Origin of the sequence: Streptomyces sp. NPDC058289, assembly GCF_042880975.1 — a bacterium.
Lineage (GTDB): Bacteria > Actinomycetota > Actinomycetes > Streptomycetales > Streptomycetaceae > Streptomyces > Streptomyces stoeckheimensis.
On sequence record NZ_JBHVYI010000051.1, the window covers coordinates 16,237 to 35,039 of the forward strand.

The 18,803-nt window shown below is 71.4% G+C and carries 14 protein-coding genes; 7 read left to right on the top strand and 7 right to left on the bottom strand.

Going from position 1 to position 18,803, the window contains the following annotated elements:
* Window positions 1-343 precede the first annotated feature (343 nt).
* Together ACFVX6_RS24705 and ACFVX6_RS24710 are read right to left on the bottom strand one after the other, a co-directional pair.
* The gene (locus tag ACFVX6_RS24705; RefSeq protein ID WP_389694826.1) at window positions 344-922 is read right to left on the bottom strand and encodes a TetR/AcrR family transcriptional regulator; all 579 of its coding nucleotides are present in this window, start codon (window positions 920-922) and stop codon (window positions 344-346) included.
* Window positions 923-1,263: 341 nt separating this feature from the next.
* Window positions 1,264-4,659, bottom strand: a complete 3,396-nt coding sequence (locus ACFVX6_RS24710; protein WP_389694828.1) for a CARDB domain-containing protein — start codon at window positions 4,657-4,659, stop codon at window positions 1,264-1,266.
* Between the two features lie 584 nt (window positions 4,660-5,243).
* Between ACFVX6_RS24710 and ACFVX6_RS24715 the strand changes: the two genes are divergently transcribed.
* Window positions 5,244-6,074 (top strand): hypothetical protein, encoded by an 831-nt coding sequence (locus tag ACFVX6_RS24715; protein WP_389694830.1) that lies wholly within the window; start codon window positions 5,244-5,246, stop codon window positions 6,072-6,074.
* Window positions 6,075-6,186: 112 nt separating this feature from the next.
* Here the strand turns inward: ACFVX6_RS24715 and ACFVX6_RS24720 are convergent, their stop codons facing one another.
* The gene (locus ACFVX6_RS24720; protein WP_389694832.1) at window positions 6,187-6,789 is read right to left on the bottom strand and encodes a HutD family protein; all 603 of its coding nucleotides are present in this window, start codon (window positions 6,787-6,789) and stop codon (window positions 6,187-6,189) included.
* 251 nt (window positions 6,790-7,040) lie between these two features.
* Entirely contained in the window at window positions 7,041-8,588 is a 1,548-nt protein-coding gene (locus ACFVX6_RS24725; protein ID WP_389694834.1) for an MFS transporter, read from the bottom strand.
* A 143-nt stretch (window positions 8,589-8,731) separates the two neighbouring features.
* Here ACFVX6_RS24725 and ACFVX6_RS24730 point away from each other — a divergent pair, with 143 nt between their 5' ends.
* The 4 genes from ACFVX6_RS24730 (at window position 8,732) to ACFVX6_RS24745 (ending at window position 11,291) form a co-directional block, all read left to right on the top strand.
* Window positions 8,732-9,175: a MarR family winged helix-turn-helix transcriptional regulator gene (locus tag ACFVX6_RS24730; RefSeq protein WP_389694836.1), complete on the top strand. Its 444-nt coding sequence runs from the start codon at window positions 8,732-8,734 to the stop codon at window positions 9,173-9,175.
* A 92-nt stretch (window positions 9,176-9,267) separates the two neighbouring features.
* A complete protein-coding gene (locus ACFVX6_RS24735; RefSeq protein ID WP_389694838.1) occupies window positions 9,268-9,459 on the top strand; it encodes a DUF5302 domain-containing protein in 192 nt (63 codons plus the stop codon).
* A gap of 334 nt (window positions 9,460-9,793) precedes the next feature.
* Entirely contained in the window at window positions 9,794-10,204 is a 411-nt protein-coding gene (locus ACFVX6_RS24740) for a rodlin (RefSeq protein ID WP_389694839.1), read from the top strand.
* Between the two features lie 175 nt (window positions 10,205-10,379).
* Window positions 10,380-11,291: a glycoside hydrolase family 19 protein gene (locus ACFVX6_RS24745; protein ID WP_389694907.1), complete on the top strand. Its 912-nt coding sequence runs from the start codon at window positions 10,380-10,382 to the stop codon at window positions 11,289-11,291.
* A gap of 81 nt (window positions 11,292-11,372) precedes the next feature.
* On the opposite strand, the gene ACFVX6_RS24750 is transcribed toward ACFVX6_RS24745, so the two are convergent.
* Complete coding sequence (locus ACFVX6_RS24750) at window positions 11,373-14,144, bottom strand: AAA family ATPase (protein ID WP_389694841.1); 2,772 nt, start codon at window positions 14,142-14,144, stop codon at window positions 11,373-11,375.
* Window positions 14,145-14,369: 225 nt separating this feature from the next.
* On the bottom strand, window positions 14,370-16,133 hold the full coding sequence (locus ACFVX6_RS24755) for a S8 family serine peptidase (protein WP_389694909.1): 1,764 nt from the start codon (window positions 16,131-16,133) through the stop codon (window positions 14,370-14,372).
* A gap of 435 nt (window positions 16,134-16,568) precedes the next feature.
* Here ACFVX6_RS24755 and pip point away from each other — a divergent pair, with 435 nt between their 5' ends.
* Complete coding sequence (pip, locus tag ACFVX6_RS24760) at window positions 16,569-17,531, top strand: prolyl aminopeptidase (RefSeq protein WP_389694843.1); 963 nt, start codon at window positions 16,569-16,571, stop codon at window positions 17,529-17,531.
* Window positions 17,532-17,579: 48 nt separating this feature from the next.
* Here pip and ACFVX6_RS24765 read toward each other — a convergent pair whose 3' ends face one another.
* A complete protein-coding gene (locus ACFVX6_RS24765) occupies window positions 17,580-18,332 on the bottom strand; it encodes a DUF1838 family protein (RefSeq protein WP_389694845.1) in 753 nt (250 codons plus the stop codon).
* A gap of 148 nt (window positions 18,333-18,480) precedes the next feature.
* Between ACFVX6_RS24765 and ACFVX6_RS24770 the strand changes: the two genes are divergently transcribed.
* The gene (locus ACFVX6_RS24770) at window positions 18,481-18,783 is read left to right on the top strand and encodes a putative quinol monooxygenase (protein ID WP_389694847.1); all 303 of its coding nucleotides are present in this window, start codon (window positions 18,481-18,483) and stop codon (window positions 18,781-18,783) included.
* Window positions 18,784-18,803 lie beyond the last annotated feature (20 nt).

Sequence of the window (18,803 nt, forward strand, 5' to 3'; positions counted from 1 at the left end):
CGGCGTGCTCGTCCCGTACTTCCTGCCGTTCTCCGCGGCGGCGAGCAGGTGGTCAAGCCACGGCCCTTCGGCGTACCCCTTGATCGCCTCCGGGTCCTGGCTCTCGTGCTCGGCACGCTTGTCGACTTCCTCGGCCACACGGCGGGCCTCGTCCGCGGTCAACGGCTTCACAGCGGCCGACGGGCCCTTGCCCCCTCAGCGGCGTCTGCCCCAGAGCCATTCGCGGCCGACGTGCTTGCGCAGCCGACCGCCCCAAGTACCAGCACCACAGCGACCAGCGGTAACAGACGCCTCATCAGTCGCCCCCTCGACACACAGAACAGAGCCAAGCGAAACGCGCAGGTCAGTGCCCGTCGGGCGCAGGTACCAACGCGGGCAGGAGCGTGGCGAGAACCGCTTCCATATAAGCCTCTGGCAGGGGGCGGGTGCGCAGGAGCCAGGTGTGGTAGATCGGCCCGTAGAGCAGTTCGACCGCCATTTCGAGGTCCAGGTCGGCGCGGATCTGCCCGGCATCGCGTGCTTTGGCGAGGCGCGCGACGCATGCGTCGATGGAGACCCGCAGGATGCGGGTGACCCCCTCCGCCGCAGCCTCATCCGATTGGGCGGCGCCGATCAGTCCCCGCCAGATCTCACCGAACTCCGTGTTGAACAGTTGCATGACGCTCGAGGTCTGAGCGACCAGGTCCGCATGGATGTCACCGGTATCGGGAAAGCCGGCGGCGGCGTCCCGGGCTTTCTCGACGCCCTCGATGAGGATGGCGGCCTTGGAGGGCCACCACCGGTAGATGGTCGTCTTTCCGACGCCCGCCCGGGCCGCGATGCCCTCGATCGTGATCGAGGCGAATCCCCGCTCCACGCAGAGGCCGAAAGCGGCCTCGATGATGGCCTGCCGGGACTCTTCGCTGCGGGTTGCGGGGCTCACGGACCGACCCTAGCCGAGCGCAACGCTACGTCTCGTGTTGACAGCCATCAATTTCAGCCACACACTGATCACGCAACGATCCGTTTCGTATCGATTGCAAGCGGGGGGCGTCCCCGGTACCCGGGACACGGGTACCGGACAGACGCCCAATCGGGATCTGACCCCTCCCCCTTTTGCCGACCCGACGGCACGCCGGTGGGCCCGGCACACCGTCGAGTCGACGTTCACCTCCCAGGCGATCAGACCGTCCACGACTACCTGGTCCGCCGCAGTAGCCCATCCATCGACTGCCGCCGGGTCCTCATCGGCGGGCGGCTCGACTTCTCACCCGTCGGCAGCCCCTAGCCACCGTTGATCAGGAACTGCGATCCCGGTTCGATCAGGATGTTGCCCTGGGCGGATCCGGTGATGGTGACGTTGGACAGGGTGGCGTTGCCGCGCGCTCCGCCCATGGCCAGGATGCCGGACCCGTTGTTGGACTTGTCGATGGTCACGTTCGTGATCTTGACGTCGGGCATGACCCCGCCGCCGGTCTTGAACTGGATCCCGTCGTAGGTGGAGTCGTGGATGTCGGTGTCGCGGATGACGACACCCGGGATGGGCAGGTTCGACGGGAACAGGGTGATCGCGCCGAACTCCTGGTCCTCGTTCCAGAACGCGCCGCCGGTGCGGAAGAGACCGTTGCCCGCGATCAGGGTCTGCCCGGAGAAGGGCAGCGGGTCGTGGTCGGTCGCCAGCATGATCCCGGGGTAGTTCATGGTGTCGTAGATCAGGTTGTTCTCGATGGTGTTGCCGTAACCGCCGTAGATCGCCACGCCGTTGGCCCGCCAGGGCAGCTGGATGGTGTTGTTGCGGAAGTGGTTGTCGTGGCCGATGTCGACGGACTGGTCCTTCACGTACTTGCTGGACCACACCGCGAGGGCGTCGTCACCGGTCGTGCGGAAGGAGGAGTTGAAGACGGTGGAGTTGCGCGTGCCGTTGGCGAAGTTGATGCCGTCGGCGTAGGTGTCGCGGATCCGCATGCCGTTGAACTCGATGCCGTCGCCGGGTCCCCACAGGGCCGGGATGTTGTCGTAGTCGCGGCCGACCCAGACGCCGACGTTGGCGTGCTCGATCCACACGTTGGTGATCTTCGTGTTCTTGCCGAAGCGGCCGTTGAGGCCCACGCCGCCCTCGGCGTTGCCGTCGCCGCCGCGGATCCGGCCCGAGCCGAAGATCGCGATGTCGGAGATCTGCGTGTTGTCGTCGATCTCGAAGCCGAAGTTGCCCTCGTGCGGGTGGTTGATGCCGCCGGCGTCCTGCGGCTGGGTGAGCGTGTACAGCTGGGAGTGCCACATGCCCGCTCCGCGGATGGAGACGTTGCTGATGCCCACCTGGTTGAACTGGCCCCGGTTCAGCGGGTCGTCGGTGAGGATCTTCTGCTCCTGGCGCCATTGGCCCTGCGGGATCCAGACGCAGGCGATCTGCCCGTTCTGGTCCGCCGTCACGGCCTTCTGGATGGCGAGCGTGTCGTCGATGCCGTCGTTCGGGATCGCGCCGTAGTCGGTGATCGAGGTGCACTCGGCGGGCTTGGGCGCCGCGGGGGCCACCTGCTCCAGGTCGACCAGGTCGATGACGTAGTACGAGGCCGTGTCGCCCGCGTCGCGCTGGAGCCGGAAGGTCGTACCGGGCGGGTAGCTCTGCGCGAGCAGGGCGTGGGACTCGTCGAAGAGCCTGCGGGCGTCGCCGCCGGGGGTGTTGGTCAGGCCCTCGGGGCTGTCGGTGCTGCCGTAGAGCCAGCTGTGCTTCGAGGAGAGGTTCAGCTTCTGGGCGAAGCTGCCGTTGACGTACAGGCTGATCGTGGCATCGGCGCCGCCGCCGTTCGCGGCGTCCGGGATCGAGTTGCGCACGACGATGGAGTTGGCCTGGTTGGTGGAGGTGAACTGTACGTACTGGCCGGCCGAGGAGAGGCGTACGGACTCGCGGCCCGAGGACTCGGTGGCGAAGTTGGTGTGCCCGAAGGTGCGCTTGGCGTCGCTCTGCAGCAGAGCGCCGGTGTAACTGCCGGCCTCCGCCTCGTACTCGGTGTACGGGAGCGCCGCCCCGCGGCCGACGACCACGGCGCGGGAGTGGCTGTTGTTCGTCTCGTTGGTCTCGGCGACGAGGCCGGTGCCGTCGGCGGTGGCGGTGAGGGTGGCTCCGCCGCTGACCGCCGTCCAGGTGCCGTTGATGGGCACGTTGACGGTTTCACCGGCGGCGATCGCCGGGGTGGGGCCGTTCAGGGTGGTGGCGCCGGCGACCAGCCGGGTGACGGTGCCCGCACTCACCCCGGTGGTGCCCCGGTTGCGCACGGCCACGGTGAAGGAGACCGGGGCGCCCACGGCCGGATTGGCCGGGTTGCTGGTGATGGAGAGGGCTTCCAGGTCGGGACCCGGTGCCTGGCCGACGACGAGCTTCGCGGCGGCCGTGCGGCTGTTGTTGGTGTCGTTCTGCTCGGGGACGGTCCCGGCGGGGTCGACGACGGCGGAGACGGTGTAGCTGCCCATCGGACGCTTGCCGACGGAGACCGGGACGGTGGCCGAGGCTCCGGCCGCAAGGGCGCCGACCGGGGCGCTGCCGGCGACCGCTCCTTCGAGGCTGACGTTGACGGTGGTGGCCGGGGAGGCGACCGTACCGGTGTTGCGGACGGTCGCGTTGACCGTGACGGCGTCGCTCTCGGAGGGGGTGGCCGGGGACCAGGCGAGGTCCGTGACCGTCAGGTCCGGGTTCGGGGCGGCGGCGCCGATGACCTGGAACTCGGCGGCCTGACCGCCACCGGCCCCGGTGTTGCCGGAGAACTTCAGCTGGACGTCGGCGAGGCGGCCGGTGACGGGGACCGTCACGGTGTTCTGGTTGCCGGCCGGGCTGAACGCGTAGTCGGCTCGGGCCTTCAGGGTGGTGAACCCGCTCGCCGACTGCTCCCGGCCCAGCACCTCGAAGCTCTGGGTGCGGTTCCCCCAGGCGGGGTCGGGGTTGAGCTTGAGGACCACTCCGGTGACGTCGGCGTTGGAGCCGAGCTTCACGGTCAGCGTGGACTGCTGGCCGCCCGCCTCCCAGTAGCTGGTGACGCTGTCGTCGTTGGCATTGGCCGCGACGAACGACTGGGTGGTGGAGGAGGCCTCGATGGGCTTGCCCTTGGCGAGGTTCACGCCGGCGGGGGGCGGAGTACCCGGGTCTCCGGGATCGCCGGGGTCACCGCTGCCGTTGGCGGAGTACACCTCCAGCTCGGATATCTGCGCGGCCTGCCAGCCGGTGTTGGAGCTGACGCTGACCCGTACGTAGCGGACCGTCGCCGCGCCGAACCCGATGGTCACCGTGTTGGACTGGGCGGGGTTGAACACCCGCCCCGCCGAGGCCGACAGGGTGGTGAAGGTGTTCCCGTCGGTGCTGCCCTGCACGGTCAGCGTCTCGGTGCGCGCCTCCCACGGGGCGGGCAGCTTCAACACCACCTGGTCGACGGCGACGCTGCTGCCGAGGTCCACTTGCACCCACGTCGGGAAGGTGGCCGAGGGCCCCTCCCAGTACGAGCCCTGGTTGCCGTCGGTGACTCCCGGGGCCCCGTACCCGCCGAGGGATCCGCTCGCACTGACCGACTTGCCCAGGGCGATGTTGGGTCCGCCCGCGGCGGCCGCGAAGGTGACGGGGAGGAGTCCGACCGACACCAGTCCCGCGACCACCGAGCCGGCCACCATCAGCCGACCGCTTTGCTTCCATCTCATGCTGTCCTCTGTTCCATGAGGGGACCCGGCCCGACGCAGCCGCGCCTGCCGCAAACTTGCGCACCGTTATTAATTTTTTGAGCGATCTGATCGCAGTTATGCGGCCATGGCGCCACAGGTTTCTAGCAGATGACGACTTTGTCAACGCTTCGCGCACAGAGGCGAGTTCGGAGAGGGGCTCGGATCACGCCTGATGCTGCAGGGCGGCGTCGGCGAGGGCCTGACGGGTTGCGGCCTTTTTGCGTTCGAGTCGCCCGGTGCCGTCCGGTTCCTGCTCGCCGTCGCCCTCGACGTGATCGACTCAACGGTCACCGACACCGCCGCGCCGACGATCGTCCAGGAGATGGGCAGCCATCGCCGACCCCGCCGGCCAGGCGCCGACCCTGGAACACCTCGCGGCCTCCCCCGGCCCACGAGCCGTGGCCGACCTCTCCACCTACCCGGCCGACTGACGCGGTGTCGCCTGCAGTTCCCGTCCTCGGGAAGGTACGGCTCGCCGTGGCCTTACGAACTCCTTTACAGGGTCCTACCTTTGGGTCATGGAAACTCGGCGTCCCGCCTCGCTTGCGGAAGTTGTGTTACCCGTGACGGCCGGATGGCGGCTGATGTTCGTGCGCAGCAGGGGCCACGAGCTGGCTACCGCGCTCGGCGGGAGCATCATGGTCCCGCCGAAGGTCGCAGCCCCGCTTCTGCTGGCCGCTCTGGTGCCCGCCGTGGTCTGGGGGAACGCGCTCATCTGGGGCATTTTCTGGGTTCTACTGACGCTCACGGTCGCCGCGGTGGTCGTGCTCGCCGCGGCCATGCTGTTCGCCACGGCCTCCCTGGACGTGCGGTGGGTCGAGCTCCGCCCCCTGGGAACTCCGGCCCAGTTCGTGATCGCCCGCTTTCTGCGTTCGTCGACCACGGCGATGGCTGATCTGCGGCGAGTCGTCGTCATCGAGCGGCTCAGGCTGGGGCAGCGACGGTCGATCAAGGTGGTGTTTCACACCCGCAGCGAGACGGTGGAGTGCGAACCGTCGACGTTCGCACCGCTCTTCCGGATCGACGCACAGGAGCTGACCGGCTGGTTGACCGAGCAACTCGGCCAGGCCCAGGTGCCGGTGGAGCGTCAGACGGAGGTCCAGCGAGACTTCCTGCGTCCGGACGAGTGGTGGACCCCGTCCCACACCGCCCAGCTGTGGCGGGTACCCGTCGGCGAGGTCGACGGCATAGCCGCCCAGCGCGGCGTCGAAATCTATCGGTACACGCCCCGGACGAGCGCGATGTACAGCCCTGGCACTTCGGTCACCGTCTACGACCCCGGCCGGGCCTACGACGTCGCCGAAGAACTCCGCGCGGAACGAGCCGCCGGCCAGGCCGCCGACAGCACGGCAGCCCCCGGCCCCGCCGAGGACGACGCAACGGATTCCCGCTGACTCGGTCGGGCCGGTCCTGACCTGGCTCGGAGACCGCACTCTCGTGTGCGAGATCCCGTGAGTCTTCTGCGCCTCGCCGAGTCTCTGACTCTGTGACGGAGCAGATGGCCTCCTACGCGGGCCGAGCCCGGCCCGCCGGCCGCGGACCCGGGGCGAGGCGGACCACCGCCGCGCGCCCGGCGCTCCTGAGCCCGATCGCGCGCGGGCCCGTGATCAGGGCGGCGTCGTACGGGCCCAGTTCCGCGGAGCCAGCCAGCTCGGCGGTCCCCTCCAGGGCCACGACCAGCAGGCTCTCGCCGGGCCGGACGGCGAGCGCGAGGTCTCCCCGTACGACGGCGGTGTCGGCACTGACCACGCCACGGCGGTACATCACGTTGAAGTTCACCACCGGCCCGGCCAGCAGCCGGCAGCCGGTCGGCTCGTCACCGGGGAACCGCTGGGGGACGTACCGCCGGTCCACGAGGCGTCGTACGCCGCCGATCGCGAGGTCCATGCCGGCGCCCTCCGCGAGGGTGAGCGTGCGGTCGACGCCGGGGAACACGGAGAAGGCGCCGTCCGCGGTGACCTCCGCCAGGCTGACCCGCCAGCCGAAGTCGTCCATCCCGGAGCCCTCGGGGTCGGCGGCGATCTCGCGGGTCACTCCCCCGCCGTTCTTCCACCGGGCGGCGGGGCGGTCGGCCGCCCGCAGGATCCGGATCGGTTCTTCGCTGGTCATGGCACCCTTCCGGGCCCGGGAGATCCTTTCCGGGCCCGGTCGAGCCTATCCGGGCGCCTCGGGCCCACGACGGTGCGGGGACGTCCGGCGGCGGGGCGGCGACCACCAGGGCCATGGCCTCGGCCGCCAACCATCGGTCAAGGGTTCGGTCCCTTGAACGCTCGAAGCCGCCCCTGGGTCCCGACGCGTGTGCGGCGGGACCCGGGGGCGGCTCGGCGAAGGCGTCGCTCCGGTGATGTGGTGCGGATTGGTCAGGCGTCGGCCTTCGCGGCGGACGCCGTGGTGGCGGCCGGCTCGGTTTCCGCAAGCGTGGTCTCGGTCGAGGCGGCCACCGGCGCGGCGGCACCCGTGGCTGCCGTCCGCGGTCCGTGCGCCCCGCGCAGGCCGATTCCGCTGATGACCGCGACCAAGCCGAAGGCCACCGCGCCGATGGCGAAGGTGAGGGTGAAGCCGGATTCGGCCGGCAGGGCGGGAACCCCCGCAGGGAGGTGTTCGATCGTCTTCGAGGCCAGGATGGTGGTCACGATCGCGCTGCCGATCGCACTGCCGGTGGAGCGGGAGATCGAGTTGATGCCGTTGGCGATGCCGCTCTGGTGGTGCGGGACGCTCGCCATGATCACAGCGGGCATGGCCGCGTAGCCGAAGCTGACGGCCGCACCGACGATGAGGCCGGCGCCGATCACCGAGACGGTGTGGCCGTGGTCCAGTGCCAGCCAGCCGAAGCCGACGGCGCCGAGGGCCGCGGCCATCGCCAGTGCGGCGCGCGGTCCGCGGTGGCGGACCAGCTGGCCCCCGATCGGCGAGGCGAGGAGCGAGACGATCGCGCCGGGCAGCAGGAACTCCACGGAGGCGCGCAGGATGGAGGCGTCGAAGCCGTAGCCGGTCAGGGCCTTGGGCATCTGGACGAGGTAGGAGACGCCCAGGAAGTTCGCGAACATGCCGAAGCCGACGAGGATGCCGGCAAGGTTGGCCATCAGGACCGGACGGTGGACGAACATCCGCATGTCGACGAGGGGCTCGCGGACCTTGAGCTCGGTGAACACCCAGACGGCGATCATGACGACGGCGCCCGCGAAGCTGCCCAGCGTGCGGCCGGAGGCCCAGCCCCACTCGTGGCCCTGGGAGATCGGCAGCAGGAGCAGCAGCAGGGCGATGCCCAGGGTGAGCGCACCGAGGAAGTCCGTACGGCCGCCGGTCTTGTGCCGGGTCGCCGGAACCAGGAAGACGACGGCGAGCAGCGCGAGCACGGCGAAGCCGGTGGCCATCCAGAAGGCGTTGCGGTAGTCGGCGTCGCTGCCGGAGGTCAGCAGGCCGGTGGCGACGAGCGCCAGGCCGCTGCCGAACGCGAGGGTTCCGCTGACCAGGGCCATCGCTCCGGGGAGCTTCTGCGGGCGGACCTCCTCGCGCAGCACGGAGAGGGCGAGCGGGAAGATCGCGGTGGCGGCGCCCTGCAGGACCCGGCCGAGGAGGAGCAGGGGCAGCGAGGACGCCAGCGCCGCGATGACGGAGCCCGCGACCATGACGCCGAGTACGGCCACCAGCGTCGGCTTCTTTCCGTGCTGGTCGCCGAAGCGGCCCAGCAGCGGGGTGAAGACGGCGGCGGACAGCAGGGTGGCGGTGGTCACCCAGCTGACGTTGGCGGTGGTGGTGCCGAGATCGCTGCGGATCAGCCCCAGGATCGGGACCGGCAGCGTCTGCATCATCGACACGACCATGGCGGCCAGGCTCAGGGCGAAGACGATGACCGTCTCGTTCCGGTGGCCGCCGGCCCGGGTGGTGGCGGAGGTGGTGGTGCTCATGGCAGGGAAGACCTTCTCAGTGCTTCAGATCGCAGATGTTTGACGTCATCAAGTACTTCGACTCCAGCAGACGGTAGACCTCAATAGTTAAGGTGGTCAAGTAAAAGGTTGATAATGTGAAGCACCTTGAGTACGCTCCGGGCATGAGCGCCACCACCCCCCACGCCGTCCCGACCAAGCTGGAGCTGCTGGAGCTGCTCGCCGCGATCGGCACCGCCCAGTGGCGCGATTTCGCGGCGGCCGCCGCCCACCACGGCCTCACCTCCACCCAGGCCAAGGTCCTCGCCCAGCTGAACGGACCGCTCCCGATGCGCGGCCTCGCCACCCTGCTGGTGTGCGACGCCTCGAACGTGACCGGCATCGTGGACCGACTGGAGGCCCGCGGGCTGGTGCGCCGCGAGCCCGATCCCGCGGACCGGCGCGTCAAGAACGTCGTGGCCACGGACGCGGGCCGCGAGGTGATCCGCCGGGTGCGCGAAGAGATGCAGGCCACGCACGGCGCCCTCGACGTCCTGGACGACACCGAGCGGGCGACCCTCCACGCCCTCCTCGAGCGGCTGCGCCCGACCCTGGAGAAGGACGCCTGAGACCGGACCGAAGCCGCATCGCGCGAACGCGTTGGCCAGGGGAAACACCACCTGACAGACTGCAACGGCTTCAGAACATTCCAGGAGGACGCATGTCAGACGAATCAGACACCCCGCAGAACGAATCGCCGGCCGAGGAGGCCAAGCGGAAGTTCAAGGAGGCCCTGGAGCGGAACGCCGCCAATGCTCAGTCGCAGCAGGCGCACCAGAGCCGGGCGAAGATCCAGGGCGCCGGCGGCAACCCCGGGGGCAAGAACAAGAAGGTCCGCCGCAAGACCGGCTGACCGCGGCGGCGTCGCATTGCCGCGACACCGCCCCTGCCGGCCCCGACCGGGTCCGGGCCCTGCACCACGGTCCGAATCCGGTCGGGGGCGGCACCCCCGCCCCGCGCACGGGGCGCGAACCCGGGGCGCACGCGTACGTACGCACTCGGGGCAGGGGATCCGCCCGCCCGTCCGCGTTGGGTCAATCGGCCGACGCCGGACCGCACCTGTGGAGTGCAAGGTTGGGCCACTCGGGTGACGGGTGATAACCCCCGGTGTCCACGGCAGTTGAGCAGCTCGTCCCGCCGAGGGCAGCTATCTCATGCGACAGTGCGACAGAAGAAGGATCCCCCACATGCTCAAGAAGTTCATGGCCACCGCAGCCGCCACCGCCGCCGTTCTGGGTGCCGGTGCCGCCGTAGCCTCCCCGGCGATGGCGATCGGCAACGACAACGGCGTCAACACGGTCAACGGCAACGAGTCTTCGCAGCTCTACGGCAACCAGGAGACCTCCGGTTCCATGAGCCCGCAGATGTCCGCCATCCAGGGCTCCCTGAACAAGCTCTGTGTCGGCCTGCCCGCGAAGGTCAACGCGCAGTCGATCCTGGCCCTGATCAACGTCGGCGTCCAGGACATCCCGATCGCGTCCAACCCGCAGAACCAGCAGTGCACCGAGAACTCCACCCAGGCCAAGGGTGACGAGACCGCCTCGCACATCCTGGACAACATCCCGGTCCTCTCCGGCAACCTCTCCGCCGGTAGCTGACCCCGCAACCCCCACAACGCAGCGCCGGTGCACTGCCCTTCGGGGTGGCGCACCGGCGCTTCGTTTTGGTCTAGACCTTGACAGGTCCAGACCATCCTCGCTTCAGTGGGCGCAGTTGTCCGTTGCCCCCCACGGCAACTCCCCCCACTGAAGGAGAACTTCCGTGAAGCGCACCCTGCGCCGCCGCGCCCTCTCGCTGGCCGCCACCGCGGCCGTCACCCTCGGCCTCGCGATCGCCCTCCCCTCCTCCCCCGCCGCCGCGGCTCCCGCATGCGCCGGCGCGTGGGCGCCCTCGGCCGTCTACACCGGCGGCACGAACGCCTCGTACGGCGGCCACAACTGGCAGGCCAAGTGGTGGACCCAGGGCGAGACCCCCGGCACCACCGGCCAGTGGGGCGTCTGGTCGGACCAGGGCGTCTGCGGAGGCGGACAGACCCCGAACCCGGACCCGACCACCCCCAACCCCTCCGGATTCGTGGTCAGCGAGGCCCAGTTCAACCAGATGTTCCCGAACCGGAACCCCTTCTACACCTACAACGGCCTGGTCGCGGCCCTGTCGGCCTACCCCGGCTTCGCCACCACCGGCGACGACACCGTCAAGCGGCGCGAAGCGGCGGCCTTCCTGGCCAACGTCTCGCACGAGACCGGCGGACTGGTGCACATAGTCGAGCAGAACACCGCCAACTACCCGCATTACTGCGACACGAGCCAGTCCTACGGCTGTCCCGCCGGGCAGGCCGCCTACTACGGGCGCGGGCCCATCCAGTTGAGCTGGAACTTCAACTACAAGGCGGCCGGCGACGCCCTGGGCATCAACCTCCTCGCCAACCCCTACCTGGTGGAGCAGGACCCGGCCGTCGCGATGAAGACGGCGCTCTGGTACTGGAACACGCAGAACGGCCCGGGCACGATGACCGCCCACGCCGCCATGGTGAACGGCGCCGGCTTCGGCGAGACCATCCGCTCCATCAACGGCGCCCTGGAGTGCAACGGCGGCAACCCGGCGCAGGTGCAGAGCCGGATCAACTCCTACCAGAGCTTCGCGCAGATCCTCGGCGTGACCCCGGGGAACAACCTGAGCTGCTGAGCCGGGTCGGCGCGTCGTCGGCCGGTGCTTCTTCGGTGAGCGCGCCTTCGGTGAGCACGCCTGCGGCCGGTACGTCTTCGGTCAGTGCAGTCGCAGCGTGGTGGCCAGCTGGGCGCGGGACCGGACGTCCAGCTTCTGGTAGATCCGGGTCAGCCGGGCCTCCACGGTCTTCACGCTGACGAAGAGCTTCGCGGCCGCCTCCTGGTTGCTGGCGCCCTGGGCCACCAGCACCGCGAGGCGGGTCTCCGCCTCCGTGAGGGCGGCCAAGGGCCGGGCCCCGCCGCCGCCCTCGTTCCCGGACGGGGACGGCTCCCGCGCGAGCTCGGCCCACGGGGTGGCGCCGGCCCGGGCGAAGGCCTCGGCCGCCGCCGTCAGTGCGGCGCGGGCGGGTGCGCGCCGGCGGCGGCGGCGTTCCACCCGGGCGAGGGCGAGCAGCGTCCGGGCCCGCTCCAGGGGCAGTTCGAGGCGTGCGAAGCGCTCCGCAGTGTCCTCCAGCAGGGCGACGGCCGCGTCGGCCTCGCCGTGCGCGGACAGGCACAGCCCCCGGGCCCGGTCGAGGGCGGCGATCACGCTGGTGCGGCCGAGCTCGAGGGCCGTCGTACGGACCCGGGCCTGCAGCTCGGCTGCCTCGTCGGGGGCGTCTGCGGCGACCAGCGCTTCGGCCAGCTCTCCGTGCCAGCGCAGGATCGAGGGGTCGACCACCTGCTGGGCGGCCTCCAGTTCGGCCACCCGGCGCAGGGTGGCGACGGCCTTCGCGGCTTCGCCCGTGGCCAGCTCGACCAGGCCGAGCACGTACAGGCCGCGGGAGAGGAAGATCTGGTCGTGCTCCTCCTCGGAGGCCTGGATGCCGCGCCGGGCGTATCCGGCGGCGCGCGGGAAGCCGCCGCCCATGGCCTCGGCCATCGCGGCGACGTACCAGGCGGGGCCGGGCGAGAGGCCCGCCTCGACCGTCAGCCGCAGGGCGTCGCGGGCGTGCGCCGTGGCCGCCGCGCACCTGCCCCGGCGCAGTTCCACCTCGGTGAGGCTGCGCAGCACTTCGAAGACGTCCTCGGCGGATCCGGTACGACGGACGGCGGGCAGCAGGACGAGGAGCTGGCGTCCGGCGTCGGCGAGCCGGTCGTCGAAGAGTGCGTGGCGGACCGCGAGGTACTGGGGGGCGTTGCGCATGCCGAGCGGTACCTCGGGTGCGGGCAGGGCGAGTGCTTCGGCGAGGATCTCCTCGGCGTCCCGATCGCCGAGGATGCGGCCCATCCGGGCCCGCACCGTCAGCGCCATGGCCTCGGCGACCTGGTCGCCGCCGCTGCGCGCCAGTACGCCGGCCTGCGCGGCGGCGTCGCGGGAGCGGACGGGGTCGCCGTCGCTGAGGTTGTGCTTCCAGGCGAGCCGCAGCCGGATGGCGGCCTGCAGGGCGGGGTCGCCCTCGGCGTCGGCGGCGGCGTGCGCGAAGGTTTCGTCGAGGGATCCGAGGGCCTGGCCCTCGGCGTCGATCACGGCGAGGCGGGCCCGTACCCGGTCCGCGGGCGAGGCGTCGCGGGCGAGTACGGCGCGGGTGGCGCGGCGGGCGAGGTCGGCGCGGCCGGCCCAGCCCGCGTCCTCGGCGGCGCCGACGAGCCGGGCGAGTTCCTCGCCGGGCAGGTGGCCGGGGGTCCGGTCGGCTGCGAGCAGGCCGAGTTCGGCGGCCAGGGCCCGCTGGCCGCGGCGCCGGCAGGCGGCGGCGGCCTCGGTGACCTCGGCGGCGAGCGACTCGTCGGGGGCGTCCACGGCCAGCGCACGGTGGCGTACGGCCTGGACCGGGTCGTCGACGGCGGCGGCCAGGGCGGCGTGTCCGGCGGCGCGTTCGGGCCAGCCCGCGTCGGCGGCCAGCGCGGTCGGCAGGGCCCCTGCGGTGAACCGGATCGTGCCGTCTTCCTCGACGGTGAGCAGCGCGGCCCGTTCGGCCACGGCGAGCTCGGCCTCCGCGTCGGGGCGTCCCGCCCGCCGTAGCAGCGCGGTGGTGGGGCGGGCGGCGAGGGCGGCGAACAGCAGTGTGCGCCGGGCCTGGGCGGGGACGACGCCGAGCAGCCGGCGGGCCACCTCGCGGGCCTGGCCGGAGACGGGCAGCGGATCGGCGTGGTGGGCGCAGCCCGCACGGGAGTCGGCGGCTTCGGCGAGGGAGTGGCCGAGCGCCAGGGCGAGGCGCGGGTTGCCTCCGCTGGCCTGGTGGATGCGGCCGGCGAGGCGGGCCGGGAGCCCGCGGCGCACCAGCAGTTCGGCGACCTCGTCGGTGCCGAGCGGGGGTACCCGTATCTGGGGGGTGTCCGGTCCGCAGAGGGGCTCGCAGAGCGGGGCTCCGCCCTGGACGCACTCGGCGGCGAGCACCCGTACTCGCGGCGGGGTCAGTCGCAGGGCGAAGCGGAGCAGGTCGATGCTCTCCGCGTCGATCCACTGGGCGTTGTCGAGCGCGAGCAGGACGGGTCCGCGGGCGGCGAGGGTGCGCAGGACTTCGACGACGGCGAGGCGCAGGGCGACGTGGTCTCGGCCGACGCGGGGTGCGTCGGTTTCCCGCCGCAGGAGGGCGATGGCGGTGCGCTGCGGTCCGGAGAGGCATTCCAGCGCGGCGGCCGGGACGGAGGCGAGGAGGGCGGCGGCGGAGGCCTCGGGTATCCACCGGTCGGCGGCTCCGGGGGCGAGCCGGAGCACGGTCTCGTGGCGCAGCGCGGCGGCCTCGGTGAGGGCGCGCAGCACCTCGGTCTTGCCCGAGCCGGCGGGCCCTGTGAGCAGGGCGCGTCCGTGCGTGGTCAGCGCGCGGTCGACCGCCTTGATCAGTTCACCGTGTCCGACGGTCGTGTCGGCGTTCCCCGTCGCCACCACCACGCACAGCCACCAGCCTCTCGCTTGCCCGTTCCTGTGCCCTTCCTGTGAGACGCGACAATACGAGGTCGGATGCCCGGCGGGCCCGGATTGTGACGCAGAATTCAGTCACGTGACAGGAAAACCCGTCGGACCTGCCGATACGTGGGGTATCGGCAGGTCCGGCGGGCTCGTTTGGTCCGTACTATCGCACCGTCAGGGGTGGTTCGGGTGCGGGTGGGACCGGGCTCAGAAGGTCAGGTTCCAGGAGTCGATCTTTCCGGTGTCGCCGCCGGCGTTGTCGTTGACGCGCAGCTTCCAGGTGCCGTTCGCGACCTCGGAGGAGGCGTTGACGGTGTAGACCTGGTTGATGTTGTCGGCGCTGCCGCCGGTCCGGTTGTGCACCGTGTAGACGGTGCCGTCGGGGGCGACCAGGTCGACCTTCAGGTCACCGATGTAGGTGTGGACGATGTTCACGCCGACCTTGAGGGTGGCCGGGGCGTTGCCGGTGACACCGGTGACGGTGACCGGGCTCTCCACCGTGGTGTTGTCGCCGATCGCGAAGTCCGTGGTGTTCTCGAAGCCCGGGGTGGTCGGGGTAGAGGTCACGGCGGCGACCGCCGCAGCGGCGTCGGCGAGGCCGGTGCCGCAGCCGCCGGTGCAGGTGCCGGCCAGCGGACGGGTGGTCGTCTTGATCGCGGACTCGATCTGGGCCGGGGTCAGCGCGGAGTTCGCCGACTTCAGCAGGGCGGCGAGGCCCGCGACGTGCGGGGCGGCCATGCTGGTGCCCTGGTAGGGCTCGTAGTTCTCGGCGCCGGGGGTGGTGGCGCCGGTGTTCAGGGTGGACCAGATGCCGTTCTCGGGCGTGGTGATGGTGCCGGGCGTGTCGGTGGCGCGGCGGGTCTCACCGCCGGGAGCGGCGACGTCGATGATCGCGCCGTAGTTCGAGTAGAAGGAGCGGTCGCCGGTGCGGTTGCTGGCGGCGACGTTGATCACGTTGTTGCAGCTGGCGGGCGAGAAGCCGGCCGCGTCGGAGTTGCTGTTGCCGGCGGCGACGACGACGGTCGTGCCACGGCCGACGGCGGCGTTGATGGCGTTCTGGTACGTGGCGGTGCAGGCACCGGAGCCGCCGAGGCTCATGTTGATGACCTTGGCCGGGGTGGCGTTGGCCGGGATGCCCGCGACGGTGCCGCCGGAGGCCCAGGTGATGGCGTCGACGATGTCCGAGGTGGCACCGCCGCACTTGCCGAGCACGCGGACGGGCTGGATCTTCGCGCCGTACGCGATGCCGGCGACGCCCTTGGCGTTGCTCGTGGCAGCGGCGATGGTGCCGGCGACGTGGGTGCCGTGCCAGGAGGAGTCACTGGCCTTGGAGCCGGTGCCGCACTCGCCGGCCGCGCTCCAGTCGCCCTGGTCGGCCGGGTTGTTGTCGCGGCCGTTGCCGTCGCGGGCGGCGGTGGAGCTGGAGATGAAGTCGTAGCCGGCCACGATGTTCGGTGCCACGTCCGAGTGGGCCACGTAGCCGGTGTCGATCACGGCCACCGTGACGCCGGAACCGGTGGTCGTGTCCCAGGCTGCCGGAACGTTCATGCCGGCGGTGGGCTCGAAGAGGTCCCACTGCTTGGCGTACTCGGTGTCGTTGGGGGTGACGGCGAGGGCGTAGGCGCGGGAGTCGGGCTCGACGTAGGCGACGTCGGGGTCGGCGCGGAACTGGGCCATGACGGCGGCCGCGTCGGCCGGGGCGCCGAGGGTGACGAGGGCGGCTCCGGTGCCGAGACGGCGGTCGAACTTCGCCTTCTTCGAGGCCTTCTTGCCCTTGGCCGCCACGTCCGCGGCGGCGGCGGTGTTGGAGCCGGCCTCCGCGGCCGAGGACTTGTACCCGACGATGAGGTTCTCGACGGGGGCCGTGGCGGTGGGGGCGCCGGCAGCCGGGAGGGTCGAGGCGGGGGCGGGATCCGCGGCGGACAGCGCCAGGGAGGTGGTGGCGGAGCCGGCGAGCAGGGTGACGGACATCGCCACCACGGATATGAGCCTGCGTCGTCTGGATGCGTGCACGGTGTTCCCTTTCGCGGGCCGCCACGAACGCGCCGGGGCGGCCGGTTGGTGCAGTGTGGGAGGTTGACCGGCGGCCGCGGGGCCGGAACGGGCTGGTCAAGCCCGCCCGGCCGCCGCTGCTGCACACCACGTCGTCGCCCGCCGCAGCGTCGGGGCTGGGCAACGGTGGCACCGGCGAATGACCGACTTTCCAGCTTCGCGCCATGTGGGGTGGGCGCGGGGGCTGTTCGGACGGGGAGGATCGCCGGTGGGCAGACAGTAGGCAAAGCGGGGATGAACGCGATACGGGGAAAACCCTTGTCCGCACCCTGCCGGGCCCCCCGTAGGGTGGCCGGACCCCGACGGGCGGGTGGCAAGCGGCCGTCCGGGACGGGGAGATGAGGAGGTCCGGACGTGGGAGAGCTCTACCCGCCGGTCGAGCCCTACGACAAGGGGATGCTCGACGTCGGCGACGGGAACGTCATCTACTGGGAGGTCTGCGGCAATCCGGACGGAAGGCCCGCCCTCGTGGTCCACGGCGGTCCGGGGTCGGGGTGCACCGAGAGCGCCCGCCGGCTCTTCGATCCGGCACGCTACCGGGTCGTCCTGTTCGACCAGCGCGGCTGCGGCCGCAGCACCCCGCACGCGAGCGATCCGGCGACCGACATGCGGCACAACACCACCGGGCACCTGGTCGCCGACATGGAGCGGCTGCGCGAGCACCTCGGCATCGGCCGCTGGCTGCTGTACGGCGGCTCGTGGGGCTCCACCCTGATCCTGGCCTACGCCGAGCAGCACCCGGAGCGGGTCTCCGAGATCGTCATCGCGGCCGTCACCACCACCCGTCGCTCGGAGATCGACTGGCTGTACCGCGGAGTCGGCCGGTTCTTCCCCGAGCAGTGGGAGCGTTTCGTCGCCGGATCCGGTGGCACCGCGCGCGACGGCGACCTCGTCGGGGCCTACGCACGCCTGGCGGCCGATCCCGACGAGGAGGTGCGGGCGAAGGCCACGGCGGACTGGTGCGCCTGGGAGGACGCGGTGCTGTCCGGGGAGACGAAGGGCGCCTCCCTGCCGTACACCGGCCGGCCGCCGGCGGCCCGGGTCGCCCTCGTCCGGATCTGCTCGCACTACTTCTCGCACGGTGCGTGGCTGGAGGAGGGCGAGCTGCTGCGCGGGGCCCACCGGCTGGCCGGGATCCCGGGCGTCCTGATCCACGGGCGGCTCGACATGGCCGGTCCCCTCGACACGGCATGGGAACTGTCCCGTGCCTGGCCCGGCGCGGAGTTGACCGTGGTGGAGGAGGCGGGACACTTGGGCGGAGCGGCCACCCTGGGCCATGTGCTCGGCGCCCTCGACCGTTTCGCGGCCGGCGGCTGAGAGCCCCCGGGCGGAAGCCCTCGGGCGGGGCCGTCCGACCTGCCCGGCTCAGGCGCCGGGCACGTCGGACGGTGGGTTGAGCCTGCGGAAGTACGTCCAGCTGGTCTCGTTCGGCTCCGTCCACTTCGCGGGGGCGTGCGCGAACTCGGGGTGGCGGGCGGCGATGTACGCGCGGGTCCGCTCCGGGACCTCCGCGTAGGAGGCGAGTTTGCGGCCCCGACAGTGGAAGGTGAGCCCGCCGGGGCGCGAACCCTGTTCCATCCAGGGGAGCCAGGGCGACATCCGGGTCCAGGACATGGTGGACGGGACGCTGGGCTCGTCGGTGGCGAGAACCGAGGCGGGGGCGAAGAACTGGAAGAGCTCCAGGGCCCGGTAGGTGTCGTCGGCCGAGTTCGCGGGGTACTGCGCGACGGGCAGCGGGGAGGGGTAGGCGAGCGGGATCTCCAGGCTGAAGCAGACCTCGTCGCCCAGTTCGGTCATGGGGACGGGGAAGGGGCGCCACTTCTGGTTCGCGGGGTCGTTCCAGACGTGGACCACGGGCTTGTCCTCCCAGGTCTCCAGGATCTCCCGGGTCAGCGGGTCCAGGTAGAACGCGGCCTCACGGGTGAGGAGCTGGTAGGTCCCCGGCGCCTCGTCCTCCACCAGCCGGGCCACGTTGAGGCCTTCGAAGCCGAAGAGGCGCCGGTACGGCTCACCGGGGGCCCAGGCGTGGACGTCGCCGGTCCACCAGAAGGTGACCTCGGATCCGTCGAGGGAGGCGCGGGTACGGGCGAGGGCCTGCAAGAGGTCTTCGGGTGTCATACCGGGCCACTCTGCGCGGTCGGCCCGTACCGGGCAAGGACCGGACCGGCCATGCGTGGCGCAACGGCCGCGTGGGGGGCGGGCCGTGCGACCGGTCCTGCGGAAATGCCTTTCCGCCGCCCGACCCGGTCGATCTAGCATGCGACCCATGCCATCGACAGTTCGACTCCTGATCCTCATCACCACCCTTCCGGGCCGCGGCCGGGAGCAGATCGAGGCCTACGAGCGCCTCGCGCCGACCGTACGGGCCGAGGAGGGTTGCATCCGCTACGACATGCACCGAGTGAGCGGCGATCCGGACCGGTTCGCCCTCATCGAGGAGTGGTCCTCGCGGGCGGCACTCGCCGCGCACGACGTCACCCCGCACATGATCGAGGCGGACGCGGCGAGCCCGGCGTTCCGCGCGGGACCCGCGGAGGTGATCGAGCTCGACGCGGCGCCGCTGGTCTGAGGATCGGACGCGGCGCCGGC

What these genes read in the sequence shown, in the direction of transcription:
- ACFVX6_RS24730 (WP_389694836.1), top strand. Translation starts at nt 8,732, where the DNA reads ATGAGCGCCACCACCCCCCACGCCGTCCCGACCAAGCTGGAGCTGCTG.
- ACFVX6_RS24740 (WP_389694839.1), top strand. Translation starts at nt 9,794, where the DNA reads ATGCTCAAGAAGTTCATGGCCACCGCAGCCGCCACCGCCGCCGTTCTG.
- ACFVX6_RS24770 (WP_389694847.1), top strand. Translation starts at nt 18,481, where the DNA reads ATGCCATCGACAGTTCGACTCCTGATCCTCATCACCACCCTTCCGGGC.
- ACFVX6_RS24765 (WP_389694845.1), bottom strand. Translation starts at nt 18,332, where the DNA reads ATGACACCCGAAGACCTCTTGCAGGCCCTCGCCCGTACCCGCGCCTCC.
- ACFVX6_RS24710 (WP_389694828.1), bottom strand. Translation starts at nt 4,659, where the DNA reads ATGAGATGGAAGCAAAGCGGTCGGCTGATGGTGGCCGGCTCGGTGGTC.
- ACFVX6_RS24735 (WP_389694838.1), top strand. Translation starts at nt 9,268, where the DNA reads ATGTCAGACGAATCAGACACCCCGCAGAACGAATCGCCGGCCGAGGAG.
- ACFVX6_RS24720 (WP_389694832.1), bottom strand. Translation starts at nt 6,789, where the DNA reads ATGACCAGCGAAGAACCGATCCGGATCCTGCGGGCGGCCGACCGCCCC.
- ACFVX6_RS24725 (WP_389694834.1), bottom strand. Translation starts at nt 8,588, where the DNA reads ATGAGCACCACCACCTCCGCCACCACCCGGGCCGGCGGCCACCGGAAC.
- ACFVX6_RS24755 (WP_389694909.1), bottom strand. Translation starts at nt 16,133, where the DNA reads ATGTCCGTCACCCTGCTCGCCGGCTCCGCCACCACCTCCCTGGCGCTG.